Raw genomic sequence first — 16,760 nt, 5'->3', positions numbered from 1 at the left:
TCGGTTTCCGCCGCTGATTAGCATCAGCACATACACATAAAAAATTGTCTAAAAATGACTTCTCCAAAATCAGACACCTTATCAGAAATTTTGAGCGCTTTATTGAAGTGGTTGATGAGTGGCATTGCATCGTTACTTTCAATCATGGCATTTGCAGATGATCAGCTACTTGCTTCACAAGCATTAGCAAGTTATACAGATCAAAACAGTTGGCAGGGCATTCAGCACTATCTACCCAAAGAATACCATTTAACAGAAACGCAGCGACCCAAAGAAGAGTGGTGGAGTTGGCAGGGTCATACTGTTCACTTAGATACTTATCGGAATCCACAGGCAAAAGTGAAGGTGATTCTGTTTCATGGTGTGGGAACAAATGGTCGACAAATGTCGATGATTTTGGGTCATCCTTTGGCACAACGTGGCTATGAAACTATCGCTATTGATATGCCCGGTTATGGCCTCACCCAAGTCAAAAAGGGCTCAAAAATTCGTTATGATGATTGGGTTCAAGCAGGTAATGACCTCATTGAAGCCGAGCTACAAAAAGATCATCGTCCTATCGTTTTGTATGGGCTTAGTGCAGGTGGTATGTTGACCTATCACGTGGCGGCAAAAAATAAAAAGGTGAAAGGTATCGTCGGTATGACCTTTCTAGACACTTCAAATAAAACTGTGCGTGATCAAGTCTCTTTGAATAAATTTATGAGCCGCGTGGGCAGCCCACTGGCTCATGTGACAGCACATACACCATTTTCAGCATTGCCAATGCCGATGCGGTGGGTAAGTAAAATGCATCGCTTGGTGAATAATGACGCAGCATTGCAGGTCTTTTTAAAAGATAAAACGTCAGCTGGGAATAGTGTATCGGTTAAATTTCTAGATTCGTATTTATATTATAAAAATGACACGCCACCGGAGCAGTTTGATGTCTGCCCAATTTTACTAACGCAGCCTGAACAAGACCGCTGGACGCCTTTGGCTTTAAGTCAGCCATTTTTAGCACGGATTCACCAAGTTCCAGTCGATGTCGTGCTGTTGAAAAATGCAGGACATTATCCTTTGGAACAGCCGGGACTTAAGCAAATGGTCAATGCAATAGATGCGTTTTATCAAAAAGTCACGCAATAATCTGTTGAAAGCGTGATGCGTAATTCATACCAACATAGATATAAAAAAACCGCCAGAAGGCGGTTTTTTTTATTGGGACTTTATCGTGGAAATATTTAAGCAAAATGACCATGTTGAAAATCATAAAATGCCTGACGTATTTCATCTTCAGTATTCATGACGAATGGTCCATGTGCCGCAATCGGTTCATTTAAAGCTTCGCCACTTAAAATAAGCAGTTTGGTTGCTTCAAAAGATTTAAGTTTCAAGGACGATACTTGGTCACTCACATATAAAGTCTGTTTCGCATCAAAGCGTTGACCTTCAATTTCGATCGCCCCACTTAATACAAAAATCATGTTATTCCACTGTGGGTTGAATGAAAATTCCTGTTCAGCATTTGCATTCAAGCGCACATCCAATACATTCATCGGGCTAAAGGTTTCAGCGGCGCCCAATGTATCTTCAAATTGGCCAGCAATGACGCGTACCACGCCTGCATTTTGTGCAAGCTTTACTTCAGCAATATTGGCTGTTGTCAGTTCTTGATAGCGAGGTTCAGTCATTTTGGCATGACTAGGTAAATTGACCCAAAGTTGTACCATGTCTAAATTTCCGCCAGTTTTGGCAAAATCTTTAGAATGGTGTTCTTCATGCATAATGCCTCGACCCGCAGTCATCCATTGCACTTCGTCTTTGGCAATGCTGCCGTGATTTCCTTTAGAGTCAAAATGCTCCAATTCACCTTCATAAACAATGGTCACTGTTTCAAAGCCACGGTGTGGATGTGATCCAACACCACGTTGATGGTGACTTGGAGAGAAATGATATTGGCCGGTATAGCCCATAACGAGGAATGGACTGGTTTGATTGCCCATTTCTTGCATAGGGAGCATAGAGTTTGTTGGGAAGCCATCGCCCACCCAAGTCCTACGATCACTATGATAAACACGTTTGATTGAATTCATAATTCAGCCCTCAATTTAATGCTTCTGTGATCTATTATTGAGGTATAGTGAGGGAATGACAGGGCGAAAAACTCAACAGATTATTCTAAAAATGAAACAATCATGCAAAATTTAAATGACTATTACTACTTCGTGCAAGTGGTGAAATACCAAGGTTATACCAAAGCCAGTGAAGCATTGGGTATTACAAAGTCTAAACTATCACGCCGTATTACAGAATTAGAGACCCGTTTGGGTGTACGTCTGATTCAACGTAATACGCGAAAATTTACTGTGACTGAAATAGGACAACAGTTCTATTTACACTGCTTAAAAATTTTAGAGGAAGTCAGCGAAACGGAAAACTTTGTGCTCAGTACGTTGAACGATCAACTCTGTGGCCAAATTAAAATCTCTTGTCCTGTGGCTTTGGTGGAAATGCCTGTTGCAAAAATGGTCACCGATTTTATGCAGCAATATCCTGAGGTCAGTGTGCATCTCATGGCGACCAATCATCGGGTTGATGTCATTGAGGAAGGCGTAGATTTAGCAATTCGTGTTCGTAATATGCCTTTAATGGATAGTGATTTGATCGTTCGAGATTTAGATGCTTGGGATCATGTTTTGGTGGCATCGCCACAACTTTTCTTCGAGCGTGAAATACCACAGCAATTGGCTGAGATTCAAAATTTTCCGTGTATTGGTTTTGATCGGCCTAAACATTTTTGGGATTTCCGACATCGTGAAAAAAGTGAAACTCAACAAATTGAATTTCATCCACGCTTAAGAACTGACAGTTTTAGTGCGATGATTTCTGCTGCTCTTTCTGGCGTGGGAATCGCTTCTTTGCCCAAAGTGTTTGTACGTGATGCTTTAAAAAGTGGTGAGTTAATTGAACTGTTTCCTGAATGGCAATTGCCGCAAGGGGCAATTCATGTTGCATACGCGACACGACAAGGCATGCTGCCGGGTGTGCGTGCGATGTTAGATCATTTAATTTCAGGTTTTAAGGCATTAGATATAGATCATCCGTAATTTGAGCAGTGTTCTTATTGTTTTAAAATTTTAATTATTTGGAGTTATTGCTTAAACACGGATTTTACTGGGTTATTTATTTTTTATTGTTGGCATGAAGTTCAACATTAGTATGGTCGTCCTCCTGCTAGGCTAATTCGCTTTAATAAGCGGCGTTGGTCTGAAGGGAAAGGGCGGCGTGAGTGTAAAGTGGCTTGGTTATCCCAAAATACAATGTCACCTTCTTCCCATTGATGTTCATATCGAAACTCAGGTTTCAATAAATGTTCACGTAAGGATGCAATCAATTCACTGCCTGACTGATCATCGTAGTGAACCAATTCCACTTCAGATCGTTCATTTAACCACAGACCTTTACGGCCACTTTCTGGATGGGTACGTACAAGCGGATGTGGATAGGCATGTCCAACAATCGGTTGGTCTTTGAAACGGTAAAGAGGTGTAGCGCCATATCCCGTTGTGCCTTTATTATTTTTGGCACGGACAAATGGGTTATAGGTAATGAGTTGAAGTTGGTCTAAATGTTTTTGTGTCGCTTCATCTAAAGCTTCATAGGCTTTAATGGTGTTATACCATGAGGTTTGTCCACCGTCTTGCGGTAGTTCAATGGCATAGAGTAATGAGCCAAAAGATGGCAGCGGAGTCCACTGATGATCTGCATGCGCAGCCAATTCACCATGTCCAGTATAGTCACCTTTGCCGACTGCATTTGAAACGGGTACCACGTCTGGTGGTGTACCGGTATCATCTTGTGACGCTAGCACAGGAATATCTGCACCAGGACGGAAAATTGAACCGAAGTAGCTTGCAAACGCGAGATACTGTAAATCATCTAGACTTTGATGTTTAAAAATTAAAATCAAGTGTTCTGCCAGTGCTTGTTTTAAACGGTAGATGGTTTCCCCAGACTGTGCTTTACGCGCATCTAAACCATAAACCACAGCCCCCAAAGCTTGGTCATGTTGCGCTTCAATACGAATTTCATTGCCATCTTGAAATTGTTCTGCTTGATGCCAACGTGGAGCATCATGGATGGCTTGCGAAAGTTGAGTTAATGCAGTCATTTCATAAGTTCTCAAATTGTTCTTTATTGAGACTTAATCTATGGAAGAAAGCACAGGATGGAAAATTAAAAAATAAGCTAAGTTTATGAAAAAACGTATTATTAATACTAATATGCTGAAAATGCAGCTTTTATTGAATCGTGTAGTAAATAGCTAAAAAACTGCTGTTGTAGTGTTGATAAAACAGCAGTTTGAATTGGAATTAAGGTTTCTATGCGTCTTTAATGTGCACAAAACGCTTGGTTAAAGTATTCGAATAATTCAGGCGTTTGGCTCCATAAGCCGATGGATAAAGCCAACAAGGCCAGAATACTGATAGCAATACTGAGTCGGAACCATAATGTTGAATTAGTCATGAATGACACTTTCCTCATTAACCATGAAATGTACCAATACCCCAAAAATACTCAGGACAATCGAAAAAATCCAAATGGCATCATAGTTACCGGTCATATCGTGGTTCACACCACCCAACCAGCCACCAAAAAATGAACCGACTTGGTGTGTAAAGAACACGATACCGCTGAGCATACTGAGATATTTAACGCCAAACATATTGGCCACAATACCGTTGGTGAGTGGTACGGTAGAAAGCCATAATAGTCCCATAATGACGCCAAATGCATAGATTGTCCATGTGCTTAAAGGCAGCAAAAGAAAGGAAATAATGGCAATGCCACGTAAACCATACAGTCCCATCAACAGCTTTGGTTTGGAATATTTGCCACCGAGCCAACCAGCTGTGTAGGTGCCGACAATATTAAATAGTCCAACGAGCGCGAGGAAAATAGTGCCCGTAGTGGCATTAAAGCCATGATCGATTAAATATCCCGGAAGATGGATGCCAATAAACACCACTTGGAAGCCACAGACAAAGAAACCGAGTGCTAGAAACCAAAAGGGTTTATGCTCCCAAGCCAATTGCAAAATTTGTTTAAAAGTCAGAGAGGCTTCATGCGTATTAGTTGCATTTGGTGCAACATACATTGGTGCTTTTAGCATCCAAGCTAAAGGAATAATAAGCGCAATTAAAATGGCGCTGACCACCAAAGCCGAAGACCAACCCAATTTTTGCAATAGCAGTAATGTAGAGGGCAGCATAATGAACTGACCAAAAGAACCTGCTGCACTGGCAATACCCATGGCTAAACTACGTTTGTCTGGATGCGCTGCACGTCCTACGGCAGAAAGTAATACTGGAAATGATGTGGCTGAGAGAGCCAAACCCAGGATTAAACCTGCGCTTAAATTAAGAAGTAAACCGGTAGAGCTGATGGCCATGAGTAATAGTCCGAGGGCATATAATGCACCACCGACGGCGACCACGATCTTACTGCCATATTTATCTGCAAAAGCCCCTGTAATCGGCTGCACAGCACCCCAAATTAAGTTTTGCATGGCAATGGCAAGGCTAAAAACGTTATGTCCCCAACCAAATTCATCACTCATCGGCACGAGATAGAGGCCAAATGCATGACGCACCCCTAATGACAATGCCAAAATAATAGCACTGCCAATGAGCATGTAAATCAGGGGTTTCGAGAAACGAGTATCAGACATACAGCGGTCTACATTCTTTAAATTTAACTCAATGGTATTCGAATAAACGCAGAGTTGCGATTAAATTTAATTCACCAAACAATAAATTTTTTTTATAGGTAACTATGGATGAATAAAGGAAATTGACACAGCGGAAATTTAAAAGTGTTTAAAAGAGATTGAAAAGATATCTCAGAATAAAAGACCATATAAAAGCCAATAAAAAAGACGACCGTAGCCGTCTTTTATATATGTTATTTATTAGAAACGCATACCGATACCTGCATACGCAAGAATTGGATTTACTTCAATATCCGCTTTAGATTTGATCAGTTCGCCGTGTGTCGCATCTGTAACGGTAATGGTTGTTTCATTTTGAAGGTGTGCATAGCTAACAGAACCAACAGCAAACCATTTGTCATTGAAGTCATAGGTGAAGCCAACCGTCGCAACTGGCGCAAATGCATCTGTTGCTTCTAAATCAACTTTGGGATTTGCCTTACTTGGTTTTCCTTCCAAAGAAGCGCCTGCATTACCTTCTTTAATGTTGGCAATCATGTGACCTGCAGCAATCAAATCTTTCTCAATTTGTGGATTCATTTCCAATTCATTGAAGTAAGCATACATCACGCCTAGACCCACATAGGGACGGAATTTATTGACGCCAGTTTTACCGAAGTGATATTGGATTTCTGCAGCGGGGGTCCATGCACGAGCAGATGCCGCTGGGCCGTAGGCTTCTAAATCTGTAATCAGCAAACTATTCTTCATTGCGATTTCAGGTAGGTCGATAATACCTAACTCAGGTGTCGCAATAGCTGCAAATGGCGCATAAATTTTTCCTGATCCTTGTAAATCAACTTTTGGCGGAATACCCGCTTTCATTTCTAAAGAAATGTTATCAGTAAAGAAATAGTTGGTCATGATGCCTAGTGTGGTTACATCATCGGCTTCAAGGCCAGTACCTTGGTTATCCCAACTTTGTAGGCCATTAATTTCAGCAGTACCGCTTAGCCCTGCTGGTAAGGTACTCGTACCTAATTTATCGAGCAAACCGACAAACCAAGTAGAAATGTTTGGATCCATAGCTGGATCCATATTGGCTTTTACTGCGTCAATTGAAATATCACCAACTTTGGCTGTTTCACCATTTTTTACTGATGTATCAACATGGAATGGTTGTGCTTTACCTTGTGGCATAACATGTAGAGCACCGACAGAGACAGAAAAACGTTTGAAGCCATCGCCATCTTTTAAACTAAAATATGGTGAGTCTGCATGACTGATGATTGGTAGGGCAGCCATAGAAGCAGCAATGCACAATACACTTTTTTTCATTTTAAAGGACTCCATGTCCGTAAATTGATAATAATTTTTCTAAGTGCTCATTATTCAAAATTAGTGCGTAAAAAATGTTATAGAAAACAAGAATAAACGTAATAGTCCTGTAACATTCTTGATGATTTGTATTATTTGAAGGTTTTAATTAGGTATTTGTGTAAAAAAATCGAACATTTTTGAAATTTAGAAATGTTTCTATCTATTTGTATATATTCAATATTTATTGACATAAGTGACAGTGTGTTGGTTGATTTGGGTCAATAAAATAGTTTAAAACGACCATATTCAAAGCACTTTTTTGTGCTGTTGTCCTCTATAGTATAAAAATTCATAGCTTATCATTGAGTCTTTATATGCCAATCGAGGCTATTCACTCAAAGCCTTTTACACCAAAACCATTTTTTTTGTACAATAGCGCCAGATTCAATTGAGTTATTCGTATGAGTACGCAAAACCCTCCCAAGAAAAAGGCTTTAGTCAATTTGCCTTTTCCGATTAAAAAAGCTGAAGATAATGCTTCGGATGAAATCTTTGAAGATATGCGTCCAAAACCTCAGCGTTATGCTGACCGTACTTGGATGCCACCACGCGGTACACGTCGTTCGATGGGTAAGCGTTAAAAGATTTAAATAAAAAAGCCATGGTTCAAACCATGGCTTTTTTATTGCAAATTATTGATGTTAATTGCGTATTTCAGACTGAATTCTTCGGTCTTTATTGAGATAATACTTTTTCTTCTGACGATACATGTCCAGATCGGCACGTTTGAGCATATCTTCCATCCGCTCATTCAGCTCATTGGTGGCACAGCCAATCGATATACTCATCGGTTGATTAGAATAAAATTGGTTATCGACCAATAACAACTCATTCAAACTTTGTAAGCAGTTTTGCAGTGCTGCATCATCTGCACCCGGTAATAGAATGACAAATTCATCACCGCCAATGCGCGAAGCAGAATAGGGCGTATGCTGAATAAGCTGGTTTAAAATGTTGCCCAGACGTCTGAGGATACTGTCACCAGCATCATGCCCAATACTGTCATTGAGTTCTTTTAGTCCATTTAAATCAATAAAAATACAAGAAACAGGACGTAATTGATTGCGTTCGAGACGATTGATTTCTGCGATATAAAATGAACGGTTATAGAGCTTAGTTAGAACGTCATGCTTACCTAAATATTCAAGATAATTTTCAGCCTTTTTACGTGCGGTAATATCGGTTAAAGCAACCTGCACGGTGCTCCAATCATCAAGATAATCGGGAAATACGGTAAATTGCAGCAAGACATGGCGAATACTGCCATCAAGTGCATAATTTATAGCTTCACGTTGATGATGTAGATTGCCATTCCAAAGTTCAATCAACTGTTCTTTAAAGGTTTGCAGCATTTCTTTGGCAAACACTTTATGTACATTTTTGAGCAATATTTCTTTGTTCGGAGCGCCAAATAAATCAAGCGTGGCTTGATTGACGTCAACGATCAGTATTTCTTTAATGCACTCTTGTACAAAATCGGGATGAACATCCAAAAAAGTGACAAAGTCTTCGATTTCTAAAGCGCGTAGCTGATCTAATTTGATTTTAATCCGGCTAAAATCTTCGACCCAAAGTGAGGTTGGAGAATAATGAAAACGCGCTTCTGCCAAATGACGACTTTGTTCTTGTAAACGGCAAGCTTCAGTATAAGAGGTGATATCTTCAGTCGTAATTAAAACGGCAGATAAATCCTGCTCATGACTCGGTAGCACGATGCCTTTGAGTTGAATGTCTAGGCGTTGTCCATTGAGCGTATAGTTCACGGCAGAATGGGAAAAATGTGTTTCACCATTCCATAATGCAACCAATTCTCTAATGTGTGTTTGACAGATCTCCGCCTGAAAAACTAAATCAAGGTTTTGACATAAATGTTCAAAGTCACGTGCTTGATAAAGTTCCAACGTTTTTGCGTTGACCTGTAAGAGTTTTATTTTTCTCGCACATTGCAGAATACGTGATTCATCTTGTTGAAGAAAAGTGGAGAGATCCTGCACACCTTGCTGACGCCAGAGATCAAATTGTTTTTTGACTTCACTGTAATCTTCAAGCCACATGGCAATGGGGGATAGCTCAAAAAAAGGAGAATCTAGCATGTCTATTTTATGTGCTCGTCATTCTTCATGATAATTACAGCATGTAGTATAAGATGAAAAAAAATGATATTAAAATAATGTGATATGTAAAATAAACTTTATTTTTAATGTGACTTAAGTCGCTAAAAACCATTAATCAACCGTAGAAAAAAAGCCAATATGGACATTGGCTTTTTGGGTGTTTCAAATGTGGTGAAAAGAGCCTTTAGCGGCTGGCTTTACGGGCTTTATTTTCAGGCTTTGGTGCAGCGATTTCACGTTCAGCTTTCCAAACATCGATGAAATCTTTTTCATTGATATTGTACAGTTCAAGTAGGGCTAAAATGACGCCGCCAAACATCATCGGGCCTTCAGAATTACTTTGAAACTCAAATATTTTCCCATTCAGGGCATGCAAAATATCTTCAATTTCAAAAATACGGTCACGACCATTGCTATCTGTCGGGTACATTTGGGTATTCAGCACAATTTTCGCAAGACTTTTTTCATTATCTGTTAAGGCCAGAACATCAACCAATTCATCTGCCGAAGGTGCAAAAATTACCGAGTCTTGAAAAATTGTATGTAGAAGTTTCGAAGTAAGTTTAGGTAAAGCTTTTTCAACGAAAGGACGGAATGAAATTGGAAAAATAACATTTCTAGAAATCCCCTTAAACATGGGAGCAATTTCTTCAACTTTATAGCCAGCGACACCACAGCCAATCGAAGTAATGAAATATTTGGTCTTCGGATGATTCTTGGTATAGATTTTAAAATCATCAACATAATGTTGAATCTGAGACAATGGCATTTGTTGTAAATGCTCATTCATCGTTGGAATAGCAAAACTTTGACCAGCCCATCCACGACCAATACCATTCATTGCACCAAAATGCTCTAGGGCAGTACGCGCTGCACCGCCAGTATGTTGACCTGCCATATTGCTGCCAAAAACAAAAATAGTATCTTCGGGTAGGTTTTTAACAATACTTTCGTCATGATATTGGTAAGTCATAAGTTTGATCTGTGGCGTCCTTTTGTTCATGTTGCAGGTGAAATTTATATAGGTCAAGTATCAATAAGGGATAAATGAACGCTTTATTCTTGAGTTTTTTTAGAGCCAAGAGTTTCCTCAAGAAAAACATGCGAAATCAGGCGAATTATTTTTCAAACATGAAAAAAATCTATGGGTTTATGTTGAATTATAATTTTACAGTCCGTACACGCCTCTGGTATTTACATAAATTTAGCGTTGTTTTGTGCAACTTTGCCCTCATAATAAAGCCATATAAAACTGTTGAAGAAGAGTGTGATGCAGAAACAGCCTTTTGAACTGGTAACACAATATCAGCCGGCAGGTGATCAGCCTCAAGCGATTGAGAAATTGGTGAAGGGGATTGAAAAAGGAATGCATGATCAGTTGCTCTTAGGGGTAACAGGTTCAGGTAAAACCTATACCATGGCAAATGTGATAGCACGCACGCAACGTCCAACGATTATTATGGCGCATAATAAAACTTTAGCTGCGCAGCTTTATGGCGAGTTTAAAGCCTTCTTTCCGCATAATGCCGTGGAATACTTCGTCAGTTATTATGACTATTATCAACCCGAAGCCTATGTTCCATCTTCAGATACTTTTATTGAAAAAGACTCATCGATTAATGATCATATCGACCAAATGCGTCTTTCGGCAACACGGGCATTATTAGAGCGACGTGATGCAATTATTGTAGCGTCAGTTTCAGCTATTTATGGTCTGGGTGATCCCAATGCTTATATGAGTATGCTTCTGCATATCGTGGAAGGAGACCGTATTAGCCGTGATGATATCATCCGTCGTTTGGTGGAAATGCAATACACCCGAAATGAACTCGAATTTTTACGGGGCACATACCGTATTCGTGGTGAAATTATTGATATTTTTCCTGCTGAATCTGATCAAAATGCCATTCGAATAGAGTTATTTGATGATGAAGTTGATTCAGTTCGATGGTTTGATCCATTGACAGGCAGAATGGTGCGTAAAGTGCCACGTATTACGATTTACCCAAAAAGCCATTATGTAACACCTAAAGATAATTTACAGCGTGCAATTGGAACGATTCGTGAAGAACTCGCAGAACGACTAGGATTCTTTCGTGCAAATGATAAATTACTCGAAGCACAGCGTATCGAACAACGTACACGTTATGATTTAGAGATGATGCAGCAGCTTGGCTATACCAATGGTATTGAAAACTATTCACGCCACTTGTCTGGCCGTCCTTCTGGTGAAGCACCTCCGACTTTGTTTGATTATGTACCTGATGATGCTTTATTAATCATTGATGAATCGCACGTTACCGTACCGCAAATTGGGGCTATGTATAAAGGTGACCGTTCACGTAAAGAAAATTTGGTCAATTACGGTTTTCGTTTACCAAGTGCGCTTGATAACCGCCCAATGAAATTTGAAGAATGGGAGCGGATTATTCCTTCGACCATTTATGTCAGTGCAACGCCTGCACATTATGAAATGGAAAAGTCTGAACAAGTCGTTGAGCAAGTGGTTCGACCCACAGGTTTGGTCGACCCTGAAATTGAAATTCGTCCAGTGTTAACGCAAGTGGATGATGTATTGTCAGAAATTAATAATCGTAAAAACTTAAATGAGCGTGTATTGGTTACGACATTAACCAAACGTATGGCAGAAGATTTAACTTCATATTTGAAAGAATATGGTATTAAGGTCGCTTATTTACATTCTGATATTGACACTGTTGAGCGCACTAAAATTATCCATGAATTGCGTTCGGGTGTATACGATGCAATTGTTGGGATTAACTTACTGCGCGAAGGCTTAGATATGCCAGAAGTGTCTCTAGTCGCCATTTTAGATGCAGACAAAGAAGGCTTCTTGCGTTCTGAGCGTTCTTTGATTCAAACCATTGGTCGTGCAGCGCGTAACTTAAACGGTAAAGCGATTTTATATGCAGATCGTATGACTGACTCCATGCAAAAAGCCATTGATGAAACGGATCGTCGTCGTAATTTACAGATTGCATTTAACCTTGAACATGGCATTACGCCACGCAGTGCAGTGCGTCAAAACGTCAATGATATTGATACAGGTGAAGTGCTGACAGATGATGAAATCGATGAAAAAATTTCAGATCAGGCCAAGGCATTAACTGCAGATGAACGTCATTTGATGTCGGATCCAAAACTTCTGGCAAAACATATGAATAAGTTGGAAAAAGAAATGCTAAAAGCGTCTAAGGAATTACAGTTTGAACAAGCGGCTCGTTTACGCGATGAAATCTTGCGTTTAAAAGCACAGATGATTTCATAATTTTGTTAGACAAGATGCGGAATATTGTTTGAATGACATACATAATTCAGACAAGAAAATGATTTTTAGAGCAATTTTTTCCGCTAGAGTAAAATCACGAGAAAAGAATCTACTTTATTTTATCGATAATTTTGCAGCGAAATGAGGCATAAAATGACAACAACGAATATTCCCAAAGCAGGTTTTAAGCTCGCAAAAATTGCACTTGGTGCAGCAGTGTTAATTGGTTTGGGTGCAGCCACAATGGCCTATGCACAGACGAAACCGTTACAGACTGTGGAAAAAGTCGAGCTCGATCGTTATTTAGGTATGTGGTATGAAGTAGCTCGTAAGCCTATGGTTTTTCAAAAAAGCTGTGACCGTGATGTGATTGCGGTTTACACGCTAAATGAAAATGGCAACATTAATGTAAATAATCGCTGTGTATCTAAAGATGGTACCAAGAAGCAATCAATAGGCGAGGCATTTGTACAAAATGCACCGTTTAACACGAAATTAAAAGTTAGTTTCTTACCAGAAGCCATTCGTTGGTTGCCTGTGGGGCGTGGTGATTATTGGGTACTCAAAGCCGATGAAGACTATCAAACAGTTTTGGTGGGTGAGCCACGTCGTAAATATATGTGGGTTCTTTCTCGTTCGGCTCATCCAGATCAGGAAGTGATTCAGGAATATCTAAATTATGCTCAATCTGTCGGTTATGACTTATCAGATATTATTCATACCAAGCAGACAGTGAAACCTAAAACCTAAATAATTGAACAAATGCTAAAAAACCATGCCTGTGCATGGTTTTTTATTTGCTAGAATGTCCAGGCGAGAAGCTTGATTCATCAAGCAAAATATCAAGATTATGTAGTCATTTGGACTGGAGTGAAAGATGTATAAAGGCGTTGCATTGTCTGTATTGGCATCGGTCACTTTCGGTATTTTGTATTTCTTTACCATCTTTTTAAAACCTCTAGATAGCGAGCAAACTTTTGCATGGCGCATGTTGGCGACCTTGCCATTTTTAACCTTATTTATGTGGTGGATGAAAGATTTAAACAAAGTCAGTGAAATTTTTTGGCGTGTGGTCAAGCAACCGATCTTTCTCATTTGGTTAATCATTAGTTCATTTTTATGTACTACACAGCTTTGGTTGTTTTTGTGGGGACCAATTAATGGCCGAGGGCTAGAAGTATCTTTAGGGTATTTTCTATTGCCCTTAGTAATGGTTCTGGTTGGATGTGTACTGTATAAAGAAAAGCTGTCTAAATGGCAGATGGCTGCCGTGGCATTGGCAATTTTAGGGGTCGGCCACGAAATTTGGCGTATTGGCAGTATCGCGTGGGAAACTGTCTATGTTGCTGTGGCTTATCCGATTTATTTCTTTTTACGTCGTACCTTTAAAACCGATCATTTGGGTGGTTTTTGGTGGGATCTTTGCTTAATTCTGCCTGTAGCCTTTTATTTAGGATTTATTCATAGCGATAGTTTAGCGCTGATGTCGTTATTCCCGTATCTGATTTTGGCGGTTTTAGGACTTGGTTTTTTGAGCGCACTTGGCTTAGGTAGCTATATGTTGGCGAGTCGTTATCTGCCATTTGTGATTTTTGGTTTGTTGAGTTATTTAGAACCCGTGTTGTTAGCCTTTGCATCGATCGCATTGGGGGAGCGAGTAGAAGCCGAAGAATGGCTAACTTATATTCCAATTTGGGGTGCAGTGTTGTTATTGGTAATAGAAGGCGTCTTACATCTGTTTAAACAAAAGCAAAATGAACGTGCGCTAGCAAAAAATGTAAAAGCGTTAAATGATCGAATCGATTCTTAGACTGAAAATGCTGGTACGTTAAATTGATCAGTTTACAATTAATGCTTGCTGTTTTTTAATAAAATCTTAAACTTAGAAAACTAAAACACGCCATGATTCAATTTGTTGTTTAGGAAGAACAGCATTGAATGATGGTGTACAAAAATATTTATTTTAGATAAAAATAAACTGAAATCGATAAAAGATCGATTAAAGAACCAAGATACAGGAAGCAGTCAGTGGTTGTCCCATTTCATCAAAACGCTAAACTTTTGCAGCTAGAGCCTGTGTTGGATCAGCATTGGCGGAGTATTGTATCTGAAGTATGCACTGATCTTGATCAATCCAATTTAGCACAGATACAGCAGGTGTTATCGCAAAAAGGTATTCGTTGGGAGTCTTCATCACAGTCGTATCAAAGCGATGTACCGATGAATTTGGGTATGCTGATGAAAGTACTAAAATATGATGTCATGCGTGAGCATGCACAGTATTTGGCAACACAGCTCGAAGAACTTAGGATATTGACCCAGAGTATTCAAGTTGCGCAAAAATTAGAAGAAAACCTACTCTATATCAATAAAATAGATGCAGAAGAAGATTTTGAATTACAGCATGAAAAAAACGTATTACATCGGCATTTTATTTTAAATGCCGCACAAATCATTCGTGAAATGGATTTGATTGCGCCGAGTGATGCACGTCAACTCACTGCTCTGCAAGTTAAAATTTTCTTGATCGAGATTTTCTTAAAGTCACATATGTTAGGGCAAGTTTTTGATGCTTCTATCCCGAAATCATCTGAGGTTTGGCAACATCCGATTTTTAAATATTATTTAAAGCGTGAACAAAAAACGCGATATTTACAAATTGTACAAACATCTGAGTTTATTTATATTTTGTCGCCTGATTTAGATTGGACGACGCAGTATTCAGCAACTCGGTTTTTATCGACAAAGCATAATGATGCCTTAGCAGACGACGTTTTTGATGGGGTGGCCATAGATTTAACTACTGCTTTAGAGAATCAGCAGATCGAACAATTAAAATTTCGAGTCTCAAAGTTGGCATCCATTGCAGGTTTTATACATTTAGATCTACAAAATTTAATGCAGCAACTACATACACGGGTAGATAAGCATCTACTTTTAATGCTGCATGTAGAGGATGCTACTCAATTAGCGACGGTTTTACCTGCTTTTGAGCAGCAGTTCAATACATTGATATTGAAGCCCTTACATCAGACTGTTCAATATCAACTGAGTGAGCAGATACAGCATGACTTTGTATTTTTCCATAGCATGCAAATATCTCAGAAGCTCATCACGAGTCTAAACGTCTTGAGTAGTTGCCCTAAGTTTGAGGCAAGTTTGGAGTTGAAGCGACTGCGACTTCAACTACAGGCTTGGCAGGTGCTTTTGTTGAAACGGCGTACGCACATTTTTCATGTTCAAAACGAAGATGATTGGGAGTTACATCATCAGCAGTCACAGCAAATTCATACGGCGTTGAAAGCGCTCTTGCAGCCGAACGAGGATCAACAGAAGATCTTTGCTAAAGACGTAATTGTAGAAAATACGGGTGCCCATGGCGCGCATGTTGGATTTTCCAAACGCATGACGAAAACAGGGGAGTATGAAAGCCTTGAAGCCGATGCTTTAAAAGCGCAGCAGCAAAAAAAGCGACAAACTTATATGCAGGTTTTAATGTTGCTAAAGGAACATGCGTCACAGCTCGTCAATCTCGATTTTGAGCCATGTGAAAATGCCTTAAAGGTGCAGTCTTTTAGTGATCAGAGATATTTTGCGATTAGTACTGGAGAGAATGGTTTAAATGCACTACCGAAAATATTAGAGCTGAGTGTAAATTTCTTTGATTTTAATTTGGAAAAGTTTGCTGAGAATCTGAAAAATTAACAGAATTTTAAATATTGATCTGACTTTAAAACTAATGTTAGGCAGTAACATTAGAGGCGTAATTTGATCCAAATAAAAGAACGATACTCGGTAATGTTATCCTCAATTGTCTAAGACAAGGTTATTTCTAATAAAAAATGTTTTTGCAATACTTTGAATAAATTGACAGTAGTGAACGAGTTTTGCGGTGAGGAGCATTGCTCCGCAAGATGGTTTCCTTATGAAGCACGCTTCTCATTTTGCCAAATGAGAAACAACGTTTCGTAAGAGTACCTCCAGCTGAAGGCTAAACCCTTTATTCAAACCTCAGGTGTAAGACTCCGTCGAATATTCTTAAAAATCATTTAAAAATGTGAACTTATTATTACGAGCTTAGCATCAGTAAAAATACTATAAATTGAGCAAAATAAAAAACACCACAATTTGAAAAATATAAATATTCGTTCATCTTTGAGCTAAATCTGCTGAGATCTGGTTGATAAAACTACATTTGAAATTTTGTGACAAAAATCTGCGAAAAAGCCTGTTTTTCAACTTTCGGCTATAAAATCATAATACTAATCATGATTATTTTGAAAAT

The 16,760-nt window shown here is 39.2% G+C and carries 14 protein-coding genes; 7 read left to right on the top strand and 7 right to left on the bottom strand.

Going from position 1 to position 16,760, the window contains the following annotated elements:
- Positions 1–144 precede the first annotated feature (144 nt).
- Positions 145–1,128 carry an alpha/beta hydrolase gene (locus tag FTU12_RS13590; protein WP_257224555.1) on the top strand — a complete coding sequence of 328 codons (984 nt, stop codon included), beginning with the start codon at positions 145–147 and terminating at the stop codon, positions 1,126–1,128.
- A gap of 95 nt (positions 1,129–1,223) precedes the next feature.
- Here the strand turns inward: FTU12_RS13590 and FTU12_RS13585 are convergent, their stop codons facing one another.
- Entirely contained in the window at positions 1,224–2,075 is an 852-nt protein-coding gene (locus FTU12_RS13585) for a pirin family protein (RefSeq protein ID WP_180007676.1), read from the bottom strand.
- Positions 2,076–2,177: 102 nt separating this feature from the next.
- Between FTU12_RS13585 and FTU12_RS13580 the strand changes: the two genes are divergently transcribed.
- Complete coding sequence (locus tag FTU12_RS13580; protein ID WP_180007677.1) at positions 2,178–3,089, top strand: LysR substrate-binding domain-containing protein; 912 nt, start codon at positions 2,178–2,180, stop codon at positions 3,087–3,089.
- A gap of 107 nt (positions 3,090–3,196) precedes the next feature.
- Here the strand turns inward: FTU12_RS13580 and FTU12_RS13575 are convergent, their stop codons facing one another.
- From FTU12_RS13575 to FTU12_RS13565, 4 genes are all read right to left on the bottom strand, one after another.
- Positions 3,197–4,153, bottom strand: a complete 957-nt coding sequence (locus FTU12_RS13575) for a TauD/TfdA family dioxygenase (protein WP_078190229.1) — start codon at positions 4,151–4,153, stop codon at positions 3,197–3,199.
- 221 nt (positions 4,154–4,374) lie between these two features.
- Entirely contained in the window at positions 4,375–4,509 is a 135-nt protein-coding gene (locus tag FTU12_RS16545) for a hypothetical protein (RefSeq protein ID WP_257221407.1), read from the bottom strand.
- Positions 4,502–5,713, bottom strand: a complete 1,212-nt coding sequence (locus tag FTU12_RS13570) for an MFS transporter (RefSeq protein ID WP_180007678.1) — start codon at positions 5,711–5,713, stop codon at positions 4,502–4,504. Before FTU12_RS13570 ends, FTU12_RS16545 begins: the two co-directional genes overlap by 8 nt.
- 240 nt (positions 5,714–5,953) lie before the next feature.
- Positions 5,954–7,030 carry an OmpW family protein gene (locus FTU12_RS13565; RefSeq protein WP_180114584.1) on the bottom strand — a complete coding sequence of 359 codons (1,077 nt, stop codon included), beginning with the start codon at positions 7,028–7,030 and terminating at the stop codon, positions 5,954–5,956.
- A gap of 443 nt (positions 7,031–7,473) precedes the next feature.
- On the opposite strand from FTU12_RS13565, the gene FTU12_RS13560 reads away from it, so the two are divergent.
- On the top strand, positions 7,474–7,653 hold the full coding sequence (locus FTU12_RS13560) for a hypothetical protein (protein ID WP_078190224.1): 180 nt from the start codon (positions 7,474–7,476) through the stop codon (positions 7,651–7,653).
- Between the two features lie 60 nt (positions 7,654–7,713).
- On the opposite strand, the gene FTU12_RS13555 is transcribed toward FTU12_RS13560, so the two are convergent.
- Positions 7,714–9,171 carry a sensor domain-containing diguanylate cyclase gene (locus FTU12_RS13555; protein ID WP_180114613.1) on the bottom strand — a complete coding sequence of 486 codons (1,458 nt, stop codon included), beginning with the start codon at positions 9,169–9,171 and terminating at the stop codon, positions 7,714–7,716.
- Between the two features lie 199 nt (positions 9,172–9,370).
- The gene (locus tag FTU12_RS13550) at positions 9,371–10,159 is read right to left on the bottom strand and encodes a hypothetical protein (protein ID WP_180023438.1); all 789 of its coding nucleotides are present in this window, start codon (positions 10,157–10,159) and stop codon (positions 9,371–9,373) included.
- 294 nt (positions 10,160–10,453) lie between these two features.
- On the opposite strand from FTU12_RS13550, the gene uvrB reads away from it, so the two are divergent.
- From uvrB to FTU12_RS13530, 4 genes are all read left to right on the top strand, one after another.
- Positions 10,454–12,475 (top strand): excinuclease ABC subunit UvrB, encoded by a 2,022-nt coding sequence (gene uvrB, locus FTU12_RS13545; protein ID WP_180114583.1) that lies wholly within the window; start codon positions 10,454–10,456, stop codon positions 12,473–12,475.
- Positions 12,476–12,628: 153 nt separating this feature from the next.
- Positions 12,629–13,225: a lipocalin family protein gene (locus FTU12_RS13540; protein ID WP_180114582.1), complete on the top strand. Its 597-nt coding sequence runs from the start codon at positions 12,629–12,631 to the stop codon at positions 13,223–13,225.
- Between the two features lie 127 nt (positions 13,226–13,352).
- Positions 13,353–14,285, top strand: coding sequence for an EamA family transporter RarD (gene rarD / locus FTU12_RS13535; RefSeq protein WP_078191878.1), 933 nt, complete (start codon positions 13,353–13,355; stop codon positions 14,283–14,285).
- Between the two features lie 218 nt (positions 14,286–14,503).
- A complete protein-coding gene (locus tag FTU12_RS13530) occupies positions 14,504–16,180 on the top strand; it encodes a hypothetical protein (RefSeq protein WP_180114581.1) in 1,677 nt (558 codons plus the stop codon).
- Positions 16,181–16,760: the final 580 nt, after the last annotated feature.

Source organism: Acinetobacter sp. YH12063 (assembly GCF_013419715.1).
Lineage (GTDB): Bacteria > Pseudomonadota > Gammaproteobacteria > Pseudomonadales > Moraxellaceae > Acinetobacter > Acinetobacter amyesii.
The sequence above is the reverse complement of the archived record's forward strand: the minus strand, read 5'-3'. Positions and strand labels throughout refer to the sequence as shown.